Source organism: Acidipropionibacterium jensenii DSM 20535 (assembly GCF_000425285.1).
Lineage (GTDB): Bacteria > Actinomycetota > Actinomycetes > Propionibacteriales > Propionibacteriaceae > Acidipropionibacterium > Acidipropionibacterium jensenii.
Genome location: NZ_AUDD01000013.1, coordinates 1 through 22,477, shown reverse-complemented (window position 1 = coordinate 22,477; position 22,477 = coordinate 1). Strand labels below are relative to the sequence as shown.

The window sequence follows — 22,477 nt, the reverse complement described above, 5'->3', positions numbered from 1 at the left end:
CACTCAACATCCTTCGGCTCTCGCTCTAAAGAACCGCTCGGGAATGACGATCGACACCGTCGACCTCAGCAATTTGGCCGCCAACCGAGGCATCGTGTTCACCTCGCTGTCGTGGAAACTAGTGAACTCGCGCGAAGCGACGTTGACGATTTCTGAGAACCAGGTTCAGAGCACGTCTGACAGTTCAAATATCGATGCCAGAAGAGCGAGGGCGCCTCACAAGGCATGGTACAACTGCATGACAGACGCTGGAATCAGTGGCGCAATTGCTGGTGCGGTCGCGGGTTGTGCTGCAACCATCGAGATCGGATGCGTTGAGGGAGCGATTGCCGGCATTGGTCCATCTGGGATCGCTTCCATGATCGCAGCCCTCTGGACATGCCGGAGCAAGTACTGACAGAGTTCTCCAACACTGGTTTCGATGGGTGAGGGCGCTTGCCGGGCGGTCAACCCGGCAAGCGCCCCAGCTCATAGTATAAATCCCGGAATAACGGCAGCGCTCCAGGGCCCGGGAAAATGAAAATTCGGTTCTCCTTCCTGCGGTGCATTGAGTTTGGAGTGTGAGGAGTAGGACGGTAGTGGCGATATTGGTAGCCTCACCCCGCCGGTCGACGCTGGCGAAGTCCGATTGCTGATCGTCGCCATCACGTGTGGGCTCCGATTCAGCGCAGCCTTGCCCGCGGGCAAAGTCGTACTGGTTGGGAAGTCCGTTGCCGCGACCTTCGAAGGCGCCACATAGATCGTCGAGACTGCCTGGCCACACGGGCTGTTCGGCATGGAAGCCATCTGGAGAAGCTTCCTGCCGGTGGTCTACTCGATCGACCTGGGGGCCCACGCCGTCAACTTCCCCATCGCTCAGCTGTGCGCCTCGATCACCGCATCAGGCAACCAGTTCCCCAAGCACATCTACGCGGATATGGCGATGTTGCTTGGAGGAACACAGCGAGGCTCGTACCGCCACCCGGCGGTGGCGCGGGCCATAGAGAGTGTGCTCGATCGGCTCGGCGTCCACCATCATGACGCCGAGGAACTGGCAACTGTCCCGGAAGAGTCCAGATGAGTAAGACCTGGGCACTGGCCATTCACAGGAGCCGGGGTTGGTGCAGATTGCCTGACGCCTACGTCCATCCGAACCGCCTGTGCACCGCGACTCGTAGCTGCCAAGACCCTTCGGGACTCCAACCGGGACCCCCGGTCCGCGGATCACGGACCGGGAATCCCGGTTGCACGGCACGCAGGTCGCCGGGTCCCGGCCCTCAGGCCTTGACGACCTTGATCGACAGCCCCAGATCGGACTCGGTCGCCCAGTCCTGACCGGCCTCGGCCTCCTCCATCGAGGTGGCCAGCACCTCGTCGGCGATCTCACCGGCATGGTCGCGGATCGCCTCGGCCAGCTTCTCGCCGGCGTGCCAGCTCAGCGAGATCCGGTCGGAGACCTCCAGGCCGACGTGCTTGCGGGTGTCCTGGATGAACCGGACGGCCTCACGGGCCAGACCGGCGCGGGCCAGCTCCGGGGTGATCTCCAGATCCAGGGCCACCGTCTCGCCCTGCTCGTTCACCACGCTCCAGCCCTCGCGGGGACGCTCGGAGATGATGACGTCGTCGGGCCCGATGACCGCGCTGCCGCCTTCGGCCTGGGGGACGTCGAGGGTCACCTGGCCGTCGGCGGCCAGGTCGGCCGCCAGCTTCCCGGCGTCGACCGCCGCGATCGCCGCAGCGACCTTCGGGGTGACCTTGCCGAACCGCTTGCCCAGGGACCGGAAGTTGCCCTTGGCGGTGTGGTCGACCAGATCGCCGGAGGAGCCGAAGGACTCCAGCCGGACCACGTTGAGCTCGGCACGGATCTCGGCCTGCAGGGACTCGTCGAGCCGGGCCAGATGGGATCCGGAGATCAGCGCCCGACTGAGCGGCTGACGCAGCTTCACCTTGGCCTCGGCGCGGGCGCCACGACCCAGCTCGACGACCCGGCGGGCCAGGTCCATCGACTCGTCGAGGCTCTCGTCGATGACCGACTCGTCGACGGTCGGCCAGCTGCTGAGGTGCACCGACTCCGGGGCGTCCGGATCGGTGGCCACGAAGAGGTCCTGCCAGACGCGCTCGGTAATGAACGGGGTGATCGGGGCCATCAGCCGGGTGAGCACGTTGAGGGTCTCGTGGAGGGTCCACAGGGCGCTCGGGTCGCCGTCCCAGAAGCGACGACGGGACCGGCGCACGTACCAGTTCGACAGCTCGTCGATGAACTCCTGGAGGAGGGCACCGGCGCGCTGGGTGTCGAAGTCGTTGAGCGCCTCGGTGACGTCGCGCACCAGCACATTCGTCGACGAGACCAGCCATCGGTCGAGGACATGGCGCTTGTCAACGGCGGGGGCGGCCGCTCCCGCGGGGGACCAGTTGTTGGCCCGCGCGTACAGGGCATGGAATGAGACGGTGTTCCAGTAGGTGAGAAGGACCTTGCGGACCGTCTCCTGAATGGTGTCGTCGCCGACCCGTCGTGCGCTCCACGGCGACCCGTCGGCGGCCATGAACCAGCGCACCCCGTCGGCGCCGTGCTTGTCCATCAGCGGGATGGGCAGCAGGATGTTGCCCAGGTGCTTGCTCATCTTGCGGCCGTCGGCCGCCAGAATGTGGCCCAGGCACAGCACGTTGCGGTACGGCGACTGGTCGAAGACCAGGGTGCCCACCGCCATCAGGGTGTAGAACCAGCCGCGGGTCTGGTCGATCGCCTCGCAGATGAAGTCGGCCGGGAAGTGGGCCAGGAACTTCTCCTTGGAGCCGGGCACGTGCGGGTAGCCCCACTGGGCGAAGGGCATCGAGCCGGAGTCCAGCCAGGCGTCGGCCACCTCGGAGACCCGGTGGTAGGTGTGCCCGTTGCGCTCGAAGGTGATCTCGTCGATGAACGGGCGGTGCGGGTCCAGCCCGGTGAGGTCGCGTCCGGCGTACTCCGACAGCTCGGCCAGGGATCCGATGCAGATGACGTCGTCGCGGTCGTCGTCGTTGCGCCACAGCGGCAGCGGGGTGCCCCAGTAGCGGGTGCGCGAGACGGCCCAGTCGATGTTGTTCTCCAGCCAGTCGCCGTAGCGGCCGTGCTTGATCGTCTCGGGGTACCAGGTGGTGGCCTCGTTCTGGGCGATCAGCTGCTGCTTCATCCGGGTGGTGCGGATGTACCAGGAGGGCTGGGCGTAGTAGATGAGCGGGGTGTCACAGCGCCAGCAGTGCGGGTAGGAGTGCCAGTGCATCTCCAGACGCCACAGGATGCCGCGCCTCTCGAGGTCCTCGCACAGCGGCTTGTCGGCGGTCTTGAAGAACATCCCGCCGACCATCGGGATGTCGGCCTCGAAGGTGCCGTCGGGGCGGATCGGGTTGACCATCGGCAGCCCGTAGGCCCGGCAGGTGACCAGGTCGTCGGCGCCGAAGGCCGGTGCCTGGTGGACCAAGCCGGTGCCGTCCTCGGTGGTGACGTAGTCGGCGAGGATGACGAAGTTCGCGTCGGCGGGGGTGGTGCGTCCGTCGGTGGTGCGGTGGTCGGTGGCCGGCCACTTCACCCAGTCGTAGGGGCGCTGGTAGGTCCAGAACTCCATCTGCGCACCGGTGAAGGACTGTCCGGTGCGGGTCCACTCGTCACCCAGGACGGCGTCGAACAGCGGTTCGGCGATGACCAGGTCGGTGCCGGGCTCGACCTTGCCGAGATCGGCGGCCACCTCGTCGGTGGCGACGTCGGCACCGGACTCCTTGGCGTCGACGGGCTTGCGACGGGCCACCACATAGGTGACGTCGGGGCGCACCGCGACCGCGGTGTTGGAGACCAGGGTCCACGGCGTCGTCGTCCACACCAGCAGCTTCGCCTGGCCGGCCAGCGGACCGGAGGTGAGCGGGAACTGGACGTAGATCGAGGGGTCGCGGTCGTCCTGGTAGCCCTGAGCGAGCTCGTGGTCGGACAGCGTGGTGCCGCAGCGCGGGCAGTAGGGGGCGACCCGGTGGTCCTCACCGAGCAGACCCTTGTCGAAGATCTGCTTGAGGCCCCACCAGACCGACTCGACGTACTGGGGGTTCATCGTCCAGTAGGCCTCGTCCATGTTCACCCAGTAGCCCATCCGGCGGGTGAGCTCGGTGAAGGCGTCGACGTGGCGGGAGACCGACTCGCGGCACTTGGCGTTGAAGGGCTCCACGCCGTACTTCTCGATGTCGGGCTTGCCGGAGAAGCCGAGCTCGCGCTCGACGGCCAGCTCGACCGGCAGTCCGTGGCAGTCCCAGCCGGCCTTGCGGTCGACGTGGTAGCCCTGCATCGACTTGAAGCGGGGGAAGACGTCCTTGAAGACGCGGGCCTCGATGTGGTGGGTGCCGGGCTGGCCGTTGGCGGTGGGCGGGCCCTCGAAGAAGTTCCACGGTTCGCCGTCCTTGGTGTGCTCCAGGGACTTCTCGAAGGTGTGGTTGCGGTCCCACAGGTCGATGATCTGGTGCTCCATCGCCGGCAGGTCGACCTGCGGCGGAACGGCCTTGTAGGTGGTGCTGTGTGGAGTGGCGGGCTCTGAGGCGGCGGTCCCCGCCGCGGCAGGCCGGGAGGTGCCCGCGCTGCGGGAGCCTGCGCTCTGCTGGGGGCTGGTGTGGTCACTCATCGCGATGGTCGCGTCCTTCGTCGTGGTCGATCTCGACGAGGGACGAGCTCCCGGAGAGTCCGGGGTACCCGCGGTACCACCCTCTTTGCACCGTGTCCTCCCGGACCCCGCAGCGGTGCGAACCACGACGGGACGGGCGGAGGTGCCACTTCCTTGAGTCGCTGCCGGTTCTAGTGGGATGGGCGCACCGTCCGGGAGATCTCCCGGGGCGCCGCTCATCCGTTCTTCCGGCGACTCCGGGGTGATGACCCCATCTGCGCCGTGCGACGCAGCGATCATATGTCATTCGTCGAGGATGACGAGGACCATCTCGGGCTACGGGCGGGCCTCCCCGACCCTGCCGGGCTCCCGGGCGAGCAGGGACTCGATGACCTGGGCCACCCCGTCCTCGGCATTGGAGGGCGCCACCCGGTCGGCGGCGGCCAGGGCGGCGGGCACCGCATTGGCGACCGCCCAGGACCGCGGCGCCCAGCTCAGCAGTTCGACGTCGTTGTCCCCGTCGCCGAAGGCCACCACGTCGGAGCGGGTCATCCCGAACCGCTCGGCGAGCATCGAGACGCCGGTGTCCTTGGTGACCCCGGCGGCGCTGACCTCCAGCATTCCCGCCCCGGAGCTGGTGATGTGGACCTGGTGGGGGTCGGCGACCGATGCGGCGACGGCGCCCAGCTGGGCCACCGACAGGCTGGGATGGCGGGCGACCAGTTTGAGGCAGTCCGTCGCGGTCACCTCCGCCAGGCTCATCCTCGGCATCCCGGCGGGGTCGCGGTGGTGGTCGGAGAAGGTGCACAGTTCCGGGTAGCCGGCCTGGGAGGCGAAGAAGTTGCCGTCGTCCTGGATGGCCGCGAAGACGGTTCCGGGGGCGGCCGCGGCCAGCCTGGTGGCGAACCGGCGGGCCACCTCGCCGGTCATCGGCAGGCTGAACAGCACGGTCCCGGCGTGCAGGTCCCAGCAGATCGCGCCGTTGCTGCACAGCGCCCAGCGACCCAGGCCGTCGCGCAGGTCGGTCAGTCCGTAGAGCTGCCGGGCGGTGACCGGGACGACCGGGACGCCGGCCTTCTCGGCGGCGGCCACCGCGCTCCGGGTGCGGGGGCTGATGGAGCCGTCGGGGGACAGCAGGGTGCCGTCGAGATCGGTCGCGATGAGCATCAGGCGGCCTGCTCCACCAGGGACTCGACGACCTGGGCGAAGCCGTCCTCGGCCAGTGGCGGGGCGATGTCGGTGGCGGCGTCCTTGGCGAGCTGCTGGCCGTCGGCCATCGCGAAGGAGCGGCCGGCCCAGGCCAGCATCTCGGCGTCGTTGCCGCCGTCACCCAGGGCCACCACATCGGCGCGGGTCATGCCCAGCTGGTGGCACAGCCGGTCCAGCCCGGCGGCCTTGTCGTGGCCGGCCGCGCACATCTCGACCATCGGGAATCCGGAGTTCGAGGTGTGCGCGCCGGGAACCTGGAGGGCGAGGGTGTGGGCGACGAACTGGTCCTGATCCATCTCGTCGGTGCGAACCATCAGTTTGAGGCAGTCGTGGGAGCAGATGTCCTCCAGATCGACCGGGAGGAACTCCGCGGAGTCCTTGACGAGCTCGTCGTCGCCCATCTCCTCGACATAGCGCTCGGTGACCGCGAAGACCCGCCCGTCCTGTCGGACCGAGGCGAACTGAGCGCGGGGCAGGTCCTCCAGGACGGTCTCGACGAAGGCGCGGACCGTGGCGGCCGGCGTCATGAGGGAGAACAGCACTCTCATGTCGTGGGCCAGGTCGAAGGCCAGCGCTCCGTTGCTGACGACGGCGTAGCGGGAGAAGGCGTCCAGGACGGTCTCGAGGCCGCCGATCTGGCGTCCGGTGGTGGGTACCACCGGGATCCCGGCCTCCTCCGCCGCCCGGATCGCGGCTCGGCAGCGCGGCGAGATGGAGTTGTCGTGTCGGACCAGCGTTCCGTCGAGATCGGTGGCAATCAGCACCGGACAAGCCTATCGGCCGGTGTCGGCGGGCACCTCGCGGGGCGGTCGGGCCGCCCGGTTTGAGACTGCGGCCACGGCTGTGCTGAAGTGTGTCCGGACCGCCCTCAGGCGGCCCGGTGAGCTGCGGAGGAGATGACTGCGGTGGTGACTCACCAGGGCGGGACGACGTCCCACCGCAACGGACACCGGAGCGGACCGTCGCGCAGCCACAGCCTCTGGCGGGTGCCGCTGGAGCGCTACCTGCGCGGGGCCACTCCGCTGGCGCTTCCCGAGGATCTCGCAGCGACCCGGGACGACGACATGGCGGCCGCCCAGGCGCGCCGGGTCTTCGACCTCATCATGCGGGTCACCGTGGTGGCGATCTCGGTGGGGGCCTCCTCGGCCGAGTCGATCGCGATGGCGCTGCGGATCGCCGACAGCTACGGGATCCGGATCCACGTCGACATCACCAACACCTCGGTGATCGTCACCCAGCACCGCAGCCTCGATGACGACCCGATCACCGCCCTGCGGGTGGTCGGGGCCTGCACCCCCGACTACCAGCGGCTGGGACGGCTGCAGATCCTGGTCGGCGAGGTGAGCCAGCGTCGGATCGATCTGGCCGAGGCCAGGCAGCGTCTCGACGATCTGGTGACTGCCCCGCGGCTGTACCGCAAGTGGTTCGTCACCGCGAACATGGGGGTGATGGGGGCCGCGATGGCCGCCCTCTACGGCGCCTCGGTGTGGGACATGCTGATCGCCTTCCTGGCCACCTGTCTGGTCGACATCGCGGTCCAGGGGCTGTCGCGACGCCGGATGTCGAGCTTCTTCGTGCAGGCCATGGGAGGGGCGATCCCGACCGCGGTGGCGCTGGGGATGATGATGCTGAAGTCGGTCACCGGGATGCAGCTGGACCTGTCGCCCTCGCTGGTGGTGGCCGCCGGGATGATCTCCCTGCTGGCCGGGACCGGTGCGGTGGCGGCCGCCCAGGATGCCCTGGACGGGTACTACGTCACCAGTTCGGGCCGCTTCCTCGAGGTCCTCATGCAGACCGGCGGGATCATCTTCGGGGTGATGACGACGCTGTGGGTGGGTCTGAAGCTGGGCGTGCCCAGTCACATCTCCCCGACCCTCGACTGGACCAGCGGATGGTGGGTGCAGATCGTCGCCTCGGTGGTGGCCTCGGTCGCCTACGGCGCGACCACCCACTCGGGACCGCGGACCCTGATGGTCTGCGGGCTGCTGGGAGCGCTGGGCTGGGGGAGCTATCTGGCCGGGATGGTGGTCACCGACTCGATGGTGATCGCCTCGGGGTTGGGCGCCTTCCTCATCGGCCTGGTCTCGGCGGCAGCGGCCGACCGGTGGCGGGTGCCGCAGGTGGCCCTGGTGACGATCTCCGTCGTCCCGCTGATGCCCGGAATGATGGCCTACCGGGGCCTGTACCTGCTGATGGCCGGCCAGTTGGGCATCCCGGCCCCCGGGTCCGGGGCGGGGGTGCTGGCCCAGTCCCTGCTGATCGGGATGGCGCTGGCGGCCGGATCGAGCCTCGGCGCCCTGGCGGCCAGGCCGTTCACGATCCCCAAGGACCACCGGACCCGCCATGCGGTGCTGGCCTCATGGCTGCGCGGCGAGGCGGTTCCCCGGGACTGGGTGCCGCGGACGGCGCGACGCCGTCTCCGGCAGGCCCGCCCCGAGGAGACCCGCCCCGAGGTCGCCGGTCGCGACTCCTCGGCTGATCGTGCCAAGGAGTCGGCCTCCTGAACCCTGTCCGGCCCGGGGCCGGCCCGGCGTCGGTCCTTGACCGGTGCTGGACCGGTGCTGGACCGGTGGGCGCCCATCCCCTCACGGCGCCAGTATCACCGCCGCCTCACTGATCGCCGGTGTGGTGCGGGAGGCGGTGATGGCGATCTCGACGGCGTCCACGACGGTCGGCGGCACGGCGAGGATCCGCCGGTTGCCGACCGTCCCGCACTCCCCCAGCACCGTCCTGGACTCTCCCCGAATCCCGTTGACCACCACATGCTCGATCCGCTGGCCCTCGGCGATCCGCTCGCGCAGCACCACCGCCTCGACCCGTTGTCCCCGCTGTCCGCCAGACCCTCCTGGCCCACCCGGCCCACATGGCCCTCGGCGGGGGCCGTCGAGCCCGATCGTGACGGTGGGTCGTGGATCGGCGGGGTCCGGTCTCCAGATCGGGACGCCGTCGGCCGGGTCGGGCTGGAAACCTCCGCTGGAGCAGCGACGCAGGCCGCGGATCGTGCGTCGACGCTGGTCGGCGAGCCGGTCCCCCAGTCCGGCCAGCGCGGTTCGGTCGGGTGCTGCGATCAGGCCGTGGCGGTCCGGGGGCACATTGAGCAGCAGGGTGGCGTTGCCGCCGGTCGCCGAGCGGTGCAGGCCGAACAGGATGTCGGCGTCGAGGACCTGGTCGTCCTGGTCGGGGTGGTGGAACCAGCCGGGGCGGATCGAGGTGTCGACCTCGGAGGGGTACCAGACCAGCTCGTCGTGGCGGCCGGCGGCGTCGAGCCGGGCCAGGGCGGCCCTGGATCCCAGGTCGTCGGCGTCGCTGCGCACCCGTCGGGCGAAGTCGGCGTCGTCGGCGGTCTGGGAGCGGGCGGCGACGCGCTCGGCGTCGCGCAGCCCGCCGGGCACGACACTCCACTCGTCGGGGCGGGTGTGTCCGGCCTCGTTGCCGCACCAGCGGACGTCGGGGCCGCAGACCGCGATCACCGCGCCGGGCTGCAGGGCGCGCACCGTCGCGTAGTAGCGGTCCCAGTCGTAGCGCTGGGTGCGGCCGTCGGGACCCTCGCCGCAGGCGCCGTCGAGCCACACCTCGAAGATCTCGCCGTACCCGGTGAGCAGTTCGGTGAGCTGGCCGAGGTAGAAGTCGTCGTAGCGTCGTCCCGACCCGTAGCTCGCCTCGGTCCGGTCCCAGGGGGACAGGTAGATCCCGAATCGCAGTCCGGCCCGCTCGGCGGCCGCGGCGGTCTCGGCGACCAGATCGCCGTGTCCGGAGCGCCAGGGGGAGGAGGCGACCGTGTGGGAGGTCAGCCGGCTGGGCCACAGACAGAATCCGTCGTGGTGCTTGGCGGTGAGGATCACCCCGCTCATCCCGGCCGATGCCAGCGAGTCCATCCACTGGTCGGCGTCCAGTCGGTCGGGGTCGAATCTCGTCGGGTCCTCGTGGCCGGTCCCCCACTCGCGGTCGGTCATGGTGTTCATGCCGAAGTGGAGGAAGCCGTAGAAGTCGAGCTGCTGCCAGGCGAGCTGTCGGGGGCTGGGGCGTACCGCGCACATCTCGTCAAGACGGGACGGTGGTCGGGGTGGTCGAGGTGATCGACGTCCTCTGTCTGCCGCCCCGGCGTCTGTCATCTGCACCTCGACCCCTCCTCTGGACGTCCTTGATGCCCTGGATGTCCGCCCGCATCTGGTTGCTCGTCGATTCTTCCCGATCCGACGGCCTCCGGAGGACTCGAGGTGGAGAGCCCCGCAGTTCGTGCGCGGTCGGGGTTGACGCCCGCGCCGGGGTGATGTCTGCTGGACGGTCGTGACCATCACGCCGCCCGCCGAGGCCGTGCGCGCCCGCATCGGCACGCTGCTGATCTTTCTCGTCAACGGGATGACGTTCGCCTCGCTGGTCCCCCGGTACCCCCAGATCAAGGCGAGCCTGGACGTCTCCCAGACCATGTGGGGACTGGCGGTGGGTCTTGGGCCGTTGGGCGGGCTGGCCCTGGGTCTGGCGGCGGCGCGTCTGATGAGGCGGTTCGGCTCGCGCAATGTCGCCATCTGGCCGCAGCTGGCCGGGACCCTGTGCCTGGTGATCGTGGCCTGGGCGCCGCACATCGCCTGGGTCTTCGTGGCGATGATCCTGATGAGTGCCCTGGACGCCGTCACCGACACCGCGATGAACTTCCAGGCCCTGCGGGTGCAGCGTCTCTACCGCCGGTCGATCATCAACACCTTCCACGGCTGGTGGTCGATCGGCGCCGTGCTGGGTGGACTCATCGGGTCGGCGATGGCCCAGTGGCGGGTCGACATCGTCGGTCAGGCGGTTGCCACCGTCGGCGCCTTGGCGCTGGTGTGCTGGTTCGGCTGGTCCCTCATGCTCCCCGGCAGGGATGCCGGCGTGATGGTCTCCGGTCTCGACGCGGAGTCCGGGGGGACGACGTCGGGTCCCGGATCGTTGCCCTCCTCGGAGTCCGTCGGGACGGGACCGTCGGCAGCCACGTCGACTGCCCGGTCGGCTGCCCCGTCGCGGGTGCCGAGACGGATCTGGGCGAAGGTCATCGCCCTGGGGGTGGTCGGCGCGATCGCCGGCGGGGTCGAGGCCGGCGGGTCGACCTGGGCGCCGCTCTACATGGACGCCGCCTTCGTGACGACGCCGTTCATCGCCGGGATGGCCTTCGTCGGTCTGATGGTCGCCGAGACCGTGGGCCGGCTGGTCGGCGACGGGCTGGTCGACCGCTTCGGTCAGGCCGTCACCATCGGCCAGGGTGCCGCGATCTGCCTGGTCGGGATGACCGTCTCGATCGCCTGGCCGACCCCGGTCACCGCGATCCTGGGGTTCACCGCCGCCGGCTGGGGCATCGCGACCACCATTCCGCTGGCGATGGACGTGGCGAACAGCCTTCCCGGGGTCACCGGCGGGATCGGCCTGACCGTCACCACCTGGGTGATGAGGCTCGGGTTCATGGCCTTCCCGGTGGGCATCGGGGCGCTGGGAGACGCCGTCTCGCTGCGCTGGGCGATGATCTGCCTGCCCGCCGGGGCGCTGGTGATCCTCATCCTGGCGCCGCTGTTCCGGGTCACCAGAGTCGGTTCCGGACCAGGTCGCGAGGAGGATTCCCGGGTCGTGACCGAGTAGGTCGGAGACCGGGTCGTTTCTGGCCCGAAACCCGGGACCCTTCAGCTCCGGCCCGAGTCGGGAGGCACCGCGACCAAGGTCCGGCTCGGTACGGTGGAGTTACTTGGCCGCCTTGGAGATCTCGGCCTCGAGACGCTCCAGCTTGGCGGTCATCTCCCCGGTGCGTCCCGGTCGGATGTCGGCCTTGAGCACCAGTTCCACCCGGGTCCCGAACTCGGAGACGGCCTCGGTGGCCTTCTTGACCACCGCCATGCACTCGTCCCAGGATCCCTCGATCTCGGTGAACATGGAGCTGGTGTGATGGGGAAGCCCGGACTCGCGCACCACCGTGACGGCGGCGGCCACCGCCTCGGCGACTCCACCGTCCTCACGGGAAGAACGGCCGCCGCTGGGAACCAGACAGAATGCTGCAATCATGGTTCCGAGTCTAGGAGGCCCCCGTCGGGCCTCGTCGGGCCTCGGCTGTGAGCGGCTCCAGGCCCGGCCGATCTCAGGCTGCTGGTCTCGCCCGGCCGATCTCAAGAAGCCGGTCCGAGAATGCTGGATCAGGCGGTGCGCGCCTGAGCAGGATCCGAGGAGACGTAACGGCGGCCCTCGAAGGCCCGGCCCAGGGTCACCTCGTCGGCGTACTCGAGATCTCCACCGACCGGCAGGCCAGACGCCAGCCGCGAGACCCGCACCCCCATCGGTGCGATCAGTCGTGACAGGTAGGAGGCCGTCGCCTCCCCCTCCAGGTTCGGGTTGGTGGCCAGAATCACCTCGGTGACCGTGCTGTCGGCCAGCCGGGTGCACAGCTCACGGATGTGGAGATCGGCCGGCCCCTTGCCGTCCAGCGGGGAGATCGCACCGCCCAACACGTGGTAGAGGCCGCGGAACTCGCGGGTCCGTTCGACGGCGATGACGTCCTTGGACTCCTCGACGATGCAGATCACCGACTGGTCGCGGCGCGGGTCGCGGCAGTACCGGCAGGTGTCGTCGGCGGAGACGTTGAAGCACACCTGGCAGAACTTCGCCTTCTCCTTGACCTCCTTCAAGGTGTCGGCGAGGGCGTCGACCTCCTCGGTGGGGGCGTCGAGGATGTGGAAGGCGATGCGCTGTGCCCCCTTCGGTCCGATCCCGGGGAGCCGGGACAGGGCGTCGATGAGGTCTTGCAGCGGACCGTCGTACATCGGGTCTCCTTCCGCGGCCGAACAATCACGACCACCCTCCTATGCTACGGCGGCCCTCCGACAGTCCTGGATTCGTCGAATCGCGGCCCGGCGTCACATTCCCAGGCCGGGGATCTGCGGCATCATCGAGGCCTGCTTGGCGGTCGCCTTGGCGGTGGCGTCGCGCACCGCGGCGACGATGAGGTCGGCCAGGGTCTCGGTGTCCTCGGGGTCGACCGCCTCGGGCTTGATCTCCAGGGAGGTCAGCTCACCGGAGCCGGTCACCACGGCGTTGACCAGGCCGCCCCCGGCAGCACCGGAGAAGGTCGACTCGGCCAGCTCCTGCTGGGCCTGGGCGAGCTGGGCCTGCATCGCCTGGGCCTGTGCGAGGAGGCCATTCATGTCGATGTTGCTCATGTCGAATCCGCCGGCGGGACTGGTCATGTTGATCCCCTGTCATGCCCAGGAGTCACCCGGGAGATAGTCACTGATGTGCTTCGAACCTACCCGATCCACTCACCGGGGCAACGCGGTCACTGCGGGAGTCCGGTGGTGATGACGACACCGCCCAGCTCGGAGCGGATCAGGTCGGCGGCGGAGACCTGCGGGGTGTCGACCACCTCGGAGTCCCAGTCCTCGGGAGGAACCTCCTCGTCCTCGGGCTCGGGCTCGGCGGCCGGTCGCGAGGTGGCGCGAATGCTCTCCTTGGCGCGTTCCGACCAGCGGTGGGTCATCGCCACCGCCGCCTCTGAGACGCCGTCGGGCCGGGCATCGTTCTGGACACTGCCGGACTCGGCATCGTTCTGGACACTGCCGGACTCGGCATCGTTCTGGACGCCGCCGGACCGCACGTCACCGCCTCGCGCGGTGACCCCGGGACCGTCGGCACCCTCGACCGGGGCACCACCGTCGGAGCGGACCGATCGGTCCGGCTGTCCAGCGGCCGGCGGGACGTCGCCGGACCCGGCGGCGTACCCGGACTGGGTAACCTCATCGACCTGGCCAGGTCCATCGAACCCGGCAGGTCCATCGGGCCGGCGTCGACCGTCGGGCTCATCCCCGCCCGGCCGGACCGCCCCGTCCCGACCGGGCTCAGTAGGGTCCGGTGGCCGATCCTGGGAGGGTTCGCGGCCCGGTGAGTATCCAGGATCCTGGTTCGGCTGCTGCGAGCCGACCGGGCCCGAGGGGGCGTCGGTGAGCACCGGGACGACACTCAGATCGGCACCCAGCACCTCCATCACGGCGTCGTGGATGACCTGAGCGTGCGGACCCGAGACGAACATGTCGCGCGCCCCCGGGTTGGCGAACCCGATGGTCACCTCGCGGCCGTGCACCTCGAGCACCTGGGCGTACTGGGACAGCACCATCCAGATCATCCGGCCGCGCGACTTCACAACCTCGAGCACCCTGGGCCACTCGCGTCGCACCATCGATATGTCGACCCGGGCCGGATCCGACTGACCGGACCCTGACCGTCCGGGACCAGAATCGCCCGCTCCCTGCGGCCCTGAAGGCCCCTGCTGCCTCGAAGTCCCCTGCTGTCCTGACGGTCCCTGCTGACCCCCCTGCGCCGGGGAGCCCTGAGCCGATCCGAACCGGCCGGCACCCGTCGACGACGCACCGGGCTCCACGGGCGGCTCGGCGCCACCGGCCGGAACCTGTGGACCGCCGGGCGCCGCGCTCGAGGGTCGCTGCGACGGCGGCTGCGACCCGCCGGCCGAGGAGTAGTTGCGCTCGCTGGGCCGGGGACGACGCCGACCCGCGGCACCCGGGCGCTGCTGGGTGCGCGGCTGTGGGGTCTGCGCGGGCTGTTGTCCGGCCTGCACCGCATCTGGGCCCTGGGGTGGCATGTGCGGCGCCATCTCCTGAGCCGGCGGCCCGGAGGGCGCGTCCTGGGGAGCAGTCTGCGCCGGGGCGACCGGAGCGCCCTGTCGGGTGTGGTCGGGGGCCACCTCGGAGCGTCCGGACCCGGACTGTCCGGAACCAGACTGGGAGTACTCGGGAACAGACCCGGAGACCTCTGGCCGGGACGGGACAGACTCCGGCACCTCACCGGAGGGGTCGGGGGCCACCAGTTCGGCGATCCCGACACGACGCTCCAGGCGCTCGAGGCGAGCGTTGTAGCCGCGTTCCCCGGCGTCGGAGGCCGGCAGCAGCACCCGCGCGCACATCAACTCCAGGTGCAGCCGCGGGGCCGTCGTCCCCCTCATCTGGGTGAGTCCGGTGGCCAGCACCTCGGCGGCCCGGGTGAGCTCCCCGGCACCCATTCCGGCGGCCTGATGACTCAGCCGGGTGGCCTGCTCCGGGGAGGCGTCGATGAGCCCGGTGCTGCACGCGTCGGGCACCGCCGAGAGGATCACCAGGTCCCGGATCCGGCGCAGCAGATCCTCGGTGAACCGCCGCGGGTCCTGGCCGATCTCGATCACCTTGTCGATGGTGGCGAAGACCTCGTGGGAGTCCCCGGCGGCGAAGGCGTCGACGATCTCGTCGAGCAGGGCGTCGGGGGTGTATCCGAGCAGGGCCGCCGCCCGCTGATAGGTGACCCCCTCGGGCTCGGCGCCACCCAGCAGCTGATCGAGCACCGACAGCGAGTCGCGCACCGATCCGCCTCCGGCCCGCACCACCAGCGGCAGCACGGCGCGGTCGACGTGGATGCCCTCCTTGGCGCAGATCGTCTCGAGGTATCCGATGAGGATCTTCGGGGGCACGAGCCGGAAGGGGTAGTGGTGGGTCCGCGACCGGATGGTGCCGATGACCTTCTCGGGCTCGGTTGTCGCGAAGATGAACTTGACGTGCGGCGGGGGCTCCTCGACAAGCTTCAGCAGGGCGTTGAAGCCCTGCGTGGTGACCATGTGGGCCTCGTCGATGATGTAGATCTTGTACCGCGAGGCGACCGGGGCGAAGAAGGCCCGTTCGCGCAGGTCGCGGGCGTCGTCGACGCCGCCGTGGGAGGCCGCGTCGATCTCGATGACGTCGATCGAGCCGGGGCCGCCCCGGGCCAGATCGCGGCAGGACTGGCAGACGCCGCAGGGGTTCGGGGTCGGGCCCTTCTCGCAGTTGAGGGCCCGGGCGAGGATCCGCGCACTGGTGGTCTTGCCGCAACCGCGGGGGCCGGAGAACAGGTAGGCGTGGTTGACCCGGTTGTTGATGATCGCCCGCTTGAGCGGCTCGGTGACGTGCTCCTGGCCGATCACCTCGTCGAAGGTCTCGGGACGGTACCGCCGGTAGAGGGCCAGCGGGGGCTCGCCCGGATCCTTCTGGGTGAGATCGACCGCCGCCTCGATCTGCTCGACCGCCACCGGGGCTGAGGGAACCTCCTGGTCCTCCTCGGACTCCAGCCCGTCGGGCTCCTCGGGGGTCTCCGGGCCGGTCAGCAGACCGCCCTCCTGGTCGTCGTCGGACCGCTCCCCGCCGTCGTCGGCCTCATCGACGTCATCGGCCGGCGTGGGCTCCTCGAGGGCGTCCTCATCTCTCGGATCGTCCCCGGCGTCCTCGGCGCTCGGCGCGGGCTGCTCCCCGAAGAGGTCAGGACCGTCCTGGACGAAGGCGTCGTCACCTTCGTCCGATTCCGGGTCGCCGGCCATCGGGTCGTAGTCCTCATCCACGCACCGAACCCTAGTTGACGGCACCGACAACTTCGTGACGGCGTCGCCGATGCGCTCAGCCGAAGAACCAGAGCAGGACGCCGATCACCGCGACCAGGCCGAAGACCCCCCAGCCTGCGGCGACGGCGCCGTTGACGGGATGACCCATTCGGGTGGCCTTGCGGTTGCACAGGGTGCACACGATCGCGGGGACCGCGAAGACGGCGATCTCGGTGGCCAGAACGGTCAGCGAGAGCCAACGCGGCACCCCTGTGGCGTCGATCTGGGGGTATCCGAGGTTGGCCGGCAGCAGGGTCTGCATCATCATTCCGGCAATCCCCGCGGGGATCACCAGCAGCAGACTGCACCAGGTGATGCCACTCCAGATGATTCCGGCACGGTTCGTGGTGATGATGCGGGCTTCCGGCATCAGACCTCCTGAAATCTGGCCTGCCCGGACCCGCGGGCGACGATCCCTCGCGGCAGGCCGACCCGGGTCACCTGACCCGGCCGGCTGAGCCCGGACAACAAAAAGGGGCTCCCCGCGCACCCGGTAGAGCCAACCTACCCTTGCTACCTCTCGGTCCTGGGGGAGTTCGGTCAGGTGCCGCCGCACGGGGAACCTGAAGCCAGTGTAGGGGACGCCGTCCGGCCGGCCAACTCCGGGAGCGCACCGGCTGCGTCGTCCCGACCCCTCGTGGCGAGGGCACCGAGTGGCAGAATCGGCGGCATCCCAGCGTGAGGAGGCGCCATGACCAGGATTGACGTGTGGCTGTGGTCGGTGCGGGCCTTCAAGACGCGGTCGATGGCCACCACGGCGGTCAAGGGCGGCCACATCCGGCTCAATGACGACCCGGTCAAGCCGGCCAAGACCGTCAAGCCCGGGGACCGGGTGACCATCCACACCCCGGGTTGGGACCGGGTCCTCGAGGTGGTCGACCCGATCTCCCGGCGGGTCGGCGCACCACTGGCGGTGAAGGCCTACCGGGACCTCTCACTGCCCCGCCCGGAGTACCTGTCGGCACCGGTGGCCCGACGCGACCGCGGGGCCGGGCGACCGACCAAGAAGGACCGCCGGGACATCGAGGCGCTGCGGGGCCGCGAGAACAGGTGATTTGGCGCCAGACCGGATAGCCGGTACCGTCTTCCGCGGAGGATTCGCCTAGAGGCCTATGGCGCTCGCTTGGAAAGCGGGTTGGGTTCACGCCCTCACGAGTTCGAATCTCGTATCCTCCGCCACTGTTGTTCTTGCCCTCGTCAGGCGGGAGTCACCACCACGGTTTGTACCCTTCTGCCAGATGCGGCGACGAAGCGCGCGGAAGGCATTGCTTGGCCGCTCGTCGGCCTAGGATGCGTCCACTTGACCTGCCGTGTGGCCGGTCTCAACCGGGGACGACGCGCTGGCCTCATGTTCGGCGAGCTCGTCCGCGTCGCTCACATAAACCAGCTCCGCGTCGACGACGTCCAAGTCCTCGTCCTCCGCGACCGTCTCATGGTGAGATCCTGGCTTGGTCGGGCCCGGACCGGCGAGATGCTTCTGCAGCCTCTTGGACATCGGCAGGAAGGTACCAAGCGTCAAACCTCCCGAGAGCACGGCTCCCGCGACGGGGATGGCCTTCGCAACGCCACTGGCAAACACTTTCTTAGTCATCTGGACCCCGAGGACCTTGGCGACACTTTTCACTATCGGATAGACCGCCCCTTTGGTGAGGGCCTTCTCCGGAAGCTTCTTCAGCACCTGCGCGGCCATCATGGAGGCAACTTTGTTCACACCACCCTGCGCCATCTGCACGCCGACCATCACCCCGATGAACAGAGTGAGAATCCCCTCGGTGGCTTCGTCCATATCGCCATCGCCAACCGCGAAGAGATCGGGCCAACTGTAGATGTAGGCAAGCTTCTGGGCGATGCGAAGCATGTGACTCGTGTACTGTGCCAGGTCAGCGGGGACGGTACCGAGCAGCGCAAAGCCGCCTGGGATACCCGCGGCGGCAGAGAGCCCCGTGACCTTGGTGGTCTCATAGGTGATCGACGTCTTCGCCATCGCCTTGACAACTTTGGGAGGAACACCGGCAACTGCCGAACTCTCGGAAATCGCCTGCTCAATCTGGTCCTCGGTGCAGTACCTTCTCAGGGATGACCGCAGATACCTGGCACGATCGATCCTTACCCCGGGCAATCTCGCGGCGGTGTTCAGGATCCGAGAGAAGGTCAGCGCAGAATCTTCGATTTCATGGCTGTGAGACATGGCCGAATACTACCGACCGCCAGAGACATGTTCTGAATCAGCGGTGAACCGAGAGTTCCGATTACCTCTCACGGCGTGGGCTGGCACCCGCTCTCCACGTCCCCACGTCCATGCACTGCGCGACCAGCATCGACCTCGCCACGCGGCCGTGCACTACCCTTGCGCTGCACGTGGTCGCCTCCCGGGCACATTACAGGGCAATGCTCCGGGGAGCTCTCCAAGACCGCGCGATTCGGCGATAGGCCCGAGGCTTGGACGGGAACACCTTGATTTCAGCGTCGCTGCAGCCCGCAGCGGAGGCAGGACGGGAGACCATGAGGCTTGCCGACCTGCCCGCGGCCCTTCGTGACCACCTCGGGCCCCGCACCACATGGTGGACGGTCCAGTCCCCTTTCGAGATTCTTCTCGGCTGCGTCCTGGTGCAGAACACCAACTGGCGCAATGTCGAGGGATCACTGGAGGCGATCCGCGGCGCCGGAGTCCGCTCCCCCGCCGCGCTGCTGGCCACCACGACCCCCGAACTCACCGCGCTGATCCGCTCCAGCGGATTCCAGACCGGCAAGGAGAGGGCACTGCGCGAGCTGTGCCGGTGGTGGGTCGACGCCGTCGACGTCGACCTCCTGCGGGACGGCTCCCCGGTCCCGACCAGCGAGCTGCTGACCACCGCCCCGGTGCGTCCGGAGGTGCCGACCGAGAGGCTGCGCGCCGAGCTGCGGTCCCTTCGCGGGATCGGCCCCGAGACCGCCGACGTCCTCATGCTCTACCTGCTGGGTCGCGGCGTCTTCGTCGCCGATGCCTACGCACGACGCCTGCTGGGGCGACTCGGCGTCGCGCTGCCGCGCAGCTATGACGCCGTCGCCCGGCTGGTCACCACTCGGATGAGCCTGGATCTTGCCGGCTGGCAGGAGTTCCACGGACTCATCGACGACTACGGAAAACGCCACTGCACCAGTGATGCCGCGTGGGCCGAGGGCCCGCTGGCCGGGTGTCGGGTGGCACTGGAGGAACGGTCCTGATGCTGCCAGACAACAACTCGAGCCACGACCGGGGAGCCGAGGGTCGGTCCGCGGGTCGGATGGACCCGGCGTCCCGCCCTGTCGATGGTGAGCGCTCCGCGGAGGCTCGTTCGGGCCGGGTGGAGGGTGCGGCCCCCGGTCTGCACCGGAGCCTAAGCCTGCGCGACCTCGTCGTCTACGGTCTGCTGTTCATCGGACCGACCTCCACGATGGGCACCTTCGGCGTCCTGGACGCCCGGAGCCATGGCGCCATCGCGCTGGCCTATCTGCTCGCGACGGTGGCGGTGGCGTTCACCGCGTGGTCCTATGCGCGGATGTCGCAGGCGGTTCCCCAGGCGGGATCGGTCTTCGCCTATGCCAGTGCCGGACTCGGGCGCCGACCGGGGTTCATCGCCGGCTGGATGCTCGGCCTGGACTACCTGTTCATGCCGGCGCTGATGTCTTTGATCCTGGGGATCGCCGCCCACCAGCTCTTCGGCGCGGTGCCGGTGTGGGTGTTCACCGGCTGCGGGATCCTCCTGATGACCCTGCTGAATCTGGCCGGGGTGAGGACGACGGCCACCGTGAGTTTCGTCATCCTGGCGGTGGAGATCGCCCTGCTGGCGGTCTTCGTGGTGGCCGCCGTGGTGGTGCTGGTCACGCACGGGCCCCAGCGCGGTTGGCTCTCCCCGCTGGTCGGATCGGGTGGATTCCACCTGGCCGGGGTACTGGGCGCCGTGTCGGTGGCGGTGCTGTCCTTCCTGGGATTCGATGCCATCGCCGGCTTCGCCGAGGAGACCACCGGTTCCAGCCGCGGGGTGGCCCGTGCGCTGATGTTCTGCCTGACCCTGGCGGGGGCGCTGTTCGTCATCCAGACCTATCTGGGCGCCCTGCTGTCGCCTCGGACCCCGGAGTATCTGGCCGCCCATCCCGACGACCAGGGCACCGCCTTCTACCAGATGCTGGACTCCCAGATCGGCACCTGGATGGGAACCGCCGTGACCCTTGTCAAGACCATCGGGCCGGTGTTCTCGGCGATGGTGGCCCAGGCTGCGGTGAGCCGCCTGATGTACGGGATGGCGCGGGCGGGAAGCCTCCCGAAGGGGCTCTCCAGGGTCGACCCCCGCACCGGCACCCCGCGCAATGCGGTGCTCGTCTCGGGGGCGGCGACCCTGGTGATCGCGGTCGCCTCGGCCGTGCGGGCCGATGGTCTGGGACTGCTCTCCTCGATGGTCACGGTGGGGGCGATGGTCGGCTTCCTCTTCCTCCACGCCACGGTGATCGGCTACTACGTCCGGGGTCGGCGCACCGAGCAGCGAGTCCGCCACACCGTGATTCCCGTGGTGGGTGGTGCGGTGATCCTCATCGTGCTGAGCCAGGCCGCACACCCGGCCCTTGTCGTCGGTGGGCTCTGGTTGATCGCCGGAGCCATCGTGCTGGTGAGCCGGGAGCGCCGGGCGAAGCACTCCCCCGCTGAGTGAGGGCGCGACTCCACCTACTCGCCGCTGAGTGAGGGCGCGACTCCACCTACTCGCCGCTGAGTGACAGCGCGCTCTCCCCGGGCACCCTGCCGACTCTCCACCGCCGCACATCGACCGCACAGCGGCCCCACCAGGTTCCCCACGACTCAGTACCTGGGGTTCCCCTCGAACCCGAGACGGAAACCCGGTGAACACATCACTCGCCAAACCCGGTGATAGTGACCCCTGAAGCGGATTCCTCCAGTTCCGCGAGTGAAATGTTCACCCGATGGCACCCATCAGCCCCGCGGCGGCCCCCTGCTCCCCCATGTCGACACTTCACCGATACCCGAAGCAAGCGCCGAACTCTCCTTGTCGGTGAACACATCACTCGCCGAACCCGGAGAACGCGACCCCGGGAGCGGATCTCACCAGTTCCGCGAGTGAAAGATGCACCCGACAGCACCCATCAGCCCCGCGGCGGCCCCCTGCTCCCCCATGTCGACACTTCAGCGATACCCGAAGCAAGCGCTGGTCGGGGCTCATCAGGTTCCCCATGACTCTTCACCTGGCTCTCTTCCCTCGTCGGAACCCGAAACTGGAGCTCGGCGAACACATCACTCGCCTAGCCCGGTGACCGCGGCCCCGGGCGCGGATTCCACCAGTTCCGCGAGTGAAATGTTCACCGGTCGGCGGCCATCAGAACCAGAAAGGCGGCCTCGGCCGGTACCGGACCCGCGGAATGCCCGGCGGCCGGTGTCTTCTGTGCAGGCGGGAACACAGATCGGCGAGGAAGTCATTGGGCCGGCTCCTCAGCTGGTTCGGAGTCACCGGCATCTGGGTCCAGCCCTCAGCCGCGAACCATCGGGCGCGCAGGGTGTTCGCGGTGAATGACTCCGAGTCGCTGTGGTACTGCTCGCTGTTGACCTCCACCGCCAGCTTCTCGGCCTCGAAGCCGGCATCGGGATGACACCGCCGGGCGCGCGCCTGACCATTCTCGGTCGGGTGCAGGAGTACAGGCATGTTTCCCCGCCAGCCGGTGATTCCGACTTGGCGCAGAAGCTCGTGCAGCTCGAGCTCAGGCACCGACCAGGGCATCTGACTGATGTAGCGGAGAGTCCGATCCATCTCCGGACCTCCGCGGTGCCGGATCAGGAAGTCGCGCGCGGCCTGGATGTCCTCGGGGCGAGTGATGCCCTTGAACAGGGCAGCGCAGATCGGGTCCCAGTCCTCGCGGATGCCGAGAAACAGCGCGGCCGCCGCAGGAGTACTGACAAGTCCACCCTGAACGTGATGGATCAGTGAGCCCGGCGGCGGGGAGCAGTGGAAGCGAAGAAGGCCCCGGTCCGGGAAGCTGTAGGGCAGCAGCACGTCCACGGCGGGCACCGCCAAGCCGGGCAACCCATGGAGGCGCAGGGCTGCGCGACCGGTGATCACCGAGGAGGGCCGCCACAACGAGTTCGCGTAGATCCAGGCATCCGGGTCGGACTGAACCCGGGTGGACATGAGAATCCCGGGCAGAGGCCGGATCGCCTCGCCCCTGTTAACCTCGGCGTTTCATCGGTGAGTGCCGGAGGTGTGGTCGCCGGGTAGGCGAAAGTGCTCCTGACTTGGCAGGATAGGGCTTGTATAGAGTC

General features: G+C 69.0%; 18 protein-coding genes, 1 tRNA gene and 1 other RNA gene. 8 read left to right on the top strand and 12 right to left on the bottom strand.

All coding sequences use genetic code 11. From position 1 onward, the window contains the following. The first annotated feature begins 43 nt into the window (after nucleotides 1–43). Nucleotides 44–397 (top strand): hypothetical protein, encoded by a 354-nt coding sequence (locus H590_RS18370; RefSeq protein WP_126412657.1) that lies wholly within the window; start codon nucleotides 44–46, stop codon nucleotides 395–397. A gap of 378 nt (nucleotides 398–775) precedes the next feature. Further along, entirely contained in the window at nucleotides 776–1,060 is a 285-nt protein-coding gene (locus H590_RS0109295; protein WP_028703337.1) for a hypothetical protein, read from the top strand. 196 nt (nucleotides 1,061–1,256) lie between these two features. Here H590_RS0109295 and ileS read toward each other — a convergent pair whose 3' ends face one another. From ileS to H590_RS0109280, 3 genes are all read right to left on the bottom strand, one after another. Then, the gene (gene ileS / locus H590_RS15905) at nucleotides 1,257–4,463 is read right to left on the bottom strand and encodes an isoleucine--tRNA ligase (protein ID WP_414973652.1); all 3,207 of its coding nucleotides are present in this window, start codon (nucleotides 4,461–4,463) and stop codon (nucleotides 1,257–1,259) included. Between the two features lie 465 nt (nucleotides 4,464–4,928). Continuing rightward, nucleotides 4,929–5,759, bottom strand: coding sequence for an HAD family hydrolase (locus H590_RS0109285; RefSeq protein WP_028703336.1), 831 nt, complete (start codon nucleotides 5,757–5,759; stop codon nucleotides 4,929–4,931). Next, nucleotides 5,759–6,565, bottom strand: a complete 807-nt coding sequence (locus tag H590_RS0109280) for an HAD-IIB family hydrolase (protein ID WP_028703335.1) — start codon at nucleotides 6,563–6,565, stop codon at nucleotides 5,759–5,761. The genes H590_RS0109285 and H590_RS0109280 overlap by 1 nt, the downstream gene beginning before the upstream one ends. Nucleotides 6,566–6,865: 300 nt before the next feature. On the opposite strand from H590_RS0109280, the gene H590_RS15900 reads away from it, so the two are divergent. After that, nucleotides 6,866–8,305 carry a threonine/serine exporter family protein gene (locus H590_RS15900; protein ID WP_414973653.1) on the top strand — a complete coding sequence of 480 codons (1,440 nt, stop codon included), beginning with the start codon at nucleotides 6,866–6,868 and terminating at the stop codon, nucleotides 8,303–8,305. Between the two features lie 81 nt (nucleotides 8,306–8,386). Here H590_RS15900 and H590_RS0109270 read toward each other — a convergent pair whose 3' ends face one another. Next, entirely contained in the window at nucleotides 8,387–9,838 is a 1,452-nt protein-coding gene (locus H590_RS0109270; protein WP_028703334.1) for an alpha-L-fucosidase, read from the bottom strand. A gap of 250 nt (nucleotides 9,839–10,088) precedes the next feature. Between H590_RS0109270 and H590_RS15895 the strand changes: the two genes are divergently transcribed. Next, a complete protein-coding gene (locus H590_RS15895; protein WP_051238405.1) occupies nucleotides 10,089–11,405 on the top strand; it encodes an MFS transporter in 1,317 nt (438 codons plus the stop codon). Between the two features lie 99 nt (nucleotides 11,406–11,504). On the opposite strand, the gene H590_RS0109260 is transcribed toward H590_RS15895, so the two are convergent. From H590_RS0109260 to ffs, 6 genes are all read right to left on the bottom strand, one after another. Then, nucleotides 11,505–11,822, bottom strand: a complete 318-nt coding sequence (locus H590_RS0109260) for a thiamine-binding protein (protein ID WP_028703333.1) — start codon at nucleotides 11,820–11,822, stop codon at nucleotides 11,505–11,507. Between the two features lie 128 nt (nucleotides 11,823–11,950). After that, entirely contained in the window at nucleotides 11,951–12,574 is a 624-nt protein-coding gene (gene recR / locus H590_RS0109255) for a recombination mediator RecR (protein WP_028703332.1), read from the bottom strand. Between the two features lie 93 nt (nucleotides 12,575–12,667). Next, nucleotides 12,668–12,997 (bottom strand): YbaB/EbfC family nucleoid-associated protein, encoded by a 330-nt coding sequence (locus H590_RS0109250; RefSeq protein WP_028703331.1) that lies wholly within the window; start codon nucleotides 12,995–12,997, stop codon nucleotides 12,668–12,670. Between the two features lie 89 nt (nucleotides 12,998–13,086). Next, nucleotides 13,087–16,137, bottom strand: coding sequence for a DNA polymerase III subunit gamma and tau (locus tag H590_RS0109245; RefSeq protein WP_084149419.1), 3,051 nt, complete (start codon nucleotides 16,135–16,137; stop codon nucleotides 13,087–13,089). Nucleotides 16,138–16,213: 76 nt separating this feature from the next. Then, entirely contained in the window at nucleotides 16,214–16,567 is a 354-nt protein-coding gene (locus H590_RS0109240) for a hypothetical protein (protein WP_028703329.1), read from the bottom strand. Nucleotides 16,568–16,667: 100 nt separating this feature from the next. Next, nucleotides 16,668–16,764, bottom strand: an RNA gene (gene ffs / locus H590_RS17640) — signal recognition particle sRNA small type. Nucleotides 16,765–16,888: 124 nt separating this feature from the next. On the opposite strand from ffs, the gene H590_RS0109235 reads away from it, so the two are divergent. After that, nucleotides 16,889–17,251 carry an RNA-binding S4 domain-containing protein gene (locus H590_RS0109235; RefSeq protein WP_028703328.1) on the top strand — a complete coding sequence of 121 codons (363 nt, stop codon included), beginning with the start codon at nucleotides 16,889–16,891 and terminating at the stop codon, nucleotides 17,249–17,251. A gap of 37 nt (nucleotides 17,252–17,288) precedes the next feature. After that, a tRNA-Ser gene (locus H590_RS0109230) sits at nucleotides 17,289–17,376 on the top strand. A 106-nt stretch (nucleotides 17,377–17,482) separates the two neighbouring features. On the opposite strand, the gene H590_RS15890 is transcribed toward H590_RS0109230, so the two are convergent. Then, nucleotides 17,483–18,385, bottom strand: coding sequence for a hypothetical protein (locus tag H590_RS15890; protein WP_051238401.1), 903 nt, complete (start codon nucleotides 18,383–18,385; stop codon nucleotides 17,483–17,485). 314 nt (nucleotides 18,386–18,699) lie between these two features. On the opposite strand from H590_RS15890, the gene H590_RS0109220 reads away from it, so the two are divergent. Together H590_RS0109220 and H590_RS0109215 are read left to right on the top strand one after the other, a co-directional pair. Next, complete coding sequence (locus tag H590_RS0109220; RefSeq protein WP_051238399.1) at nucleotides 18,700–19,401, top strand: endonuclease III domain-containing protein; 702 nt, start codon at nucleotides 18,700–18,702, stop codon at nucleotides 19,399–19,401. After that, nucleotides 19,401–20,861 (top strand): APC family permease, encoded by a 1,461-nt coding sequence (locus H590_RS0109215; RefSeq protein ID WP_232020999.1) that lies wholly within the window; start codon nucleotides 19,401–19,403, stop codon nucleotides 20,859–20,861. Before H590_RS0109220 ends, H590_RS0109215 begins: the two co-directional genes overlap by 1 nt. 678 nt (nucleotides 20,862–21,539) lie before the next feature. On the opposite strand, the gene H590_RS0109210 is transcribed toward H590_RS0109215, so the two are convergent. Continuing rightward, nucleotides 21,540–22,346: a hypothetical protein gene (locus H590_RS0109210; protein ID WP_028703325.1), complete on the bottom strand. Its 807-nt coding sequence runs from the start codon at nucleotides 22,344–22,346 to the stop codon at nucleotides 21,540–21,542. Between the last annotated feature and the right edge of the window lie 131 nt (nucleotides 22,347–22,477).

Coding starts and splice junctions, on each gene's coding strand:
- H590_RS0109220 (WP_051238399.1), top strand. CDS start 18,700: ATGAGGCTTGCCGACCTGCCCGCGGCCCTTCGTGACCACCTCGGGCCC.
- H590_RS0109260 (WP_028703333.1), bottom strand. CDS start 11,822: ATGATTGCAGCATTCTGTCTGGTTCCCAGCGGCGGCCGTTCTTCCCGT.
- H590_RS0109295 (WP_028703337.1), top strand. CDS start 776: ATGGAAGCCATCTGGAGAAGCTTCCTGCCGGTGGTCTACTCGATCGAC.
- H590_RS0109270 (WP_028703334.1), bottom strand. CDS start 9,838: ATGTGCGCGGTACGCCCCAGCCCCCGACAGCTCGCCTGGCAGCAGCTC.
- H590_RS18370 (WP_126412657.1), top strand. CDS start 44: ATGACGATCGACACCGTCGACCTCAGCAATTTGGCCGCCAACCGAGGC.
- H590_RS0109240 (WP_028703329.1), bottom strand. CDS start 16,567: ATGCCGGAAGCCCGCATCATCACCACGAACCGTGCCGGAATCATCTGG.
- H590_RS0109215 (WP_232020999.1), top strand. CDS start 19,401: ATGCTGCCAGACAACAACTCGAGCCACGACCGGGGAGCCGAGGGTCGG.
- H590_RS0109285 (WP_028703336.1), bottom strand. CDS start 5,759: ATGCTCATCGCGACCGATCTCGACGGCACCCTGCTGTCCCCCGACGGC.
- H590_RS0109250 (WP_028703331.1), bottom strand. CDS start 12,997: ATGACCAGTCCCGCCGGCGGATTCGACATGAGCAACATCGACATGAAT.
- recR (WP_028703332.1), bottom strand. CDS start 12,574: ATGTACGACGGTCCGCTGCAAGACCTCATCGACGCCCTGTCCCGGCTC.
- H590_RS0109235 (WP_028703328.1), top strand. CDS start 16,889: ATGACCAGGATTGACGTGTGGCTGTGGTCGGTGCGGGCCTTCAAGACG.
- ileS (WP_414973652.1), bottom strand. CDS start 4,463: ATGGAGCACCAGATCATCGACCTGTGGGACCGCAACCACACCTTCGAG.
- H590_RS0109245 (WP_084149419.1), bottom strand. CDS start 16,137: ATGGCCGGCGACCCGGAATCGGACGAAGGTGACGACGCCTTCGTCCAG.
- H590_RS15900 (WP_414973653.1), top strand. CDS start 6,866: ATGGCGGCCGCCCAGGCGCGCCGGGTCTTCGACCTCATCATGCGGGTC.
- H590_RS0109210 (WP_028703325.1), bottom strand. CDS start 22,346: ATGTCCACCCGGGTTCAGTCCGACCCGGATGCCTGGATCTACGCGAAC.
- H590_RS15890 (WP_051238401.1), bottom strand. CDS start 18,385: ATGTCTCACAGCCATGAAATCGAAGATTCTGCGCTGACCTTCTCTCGG.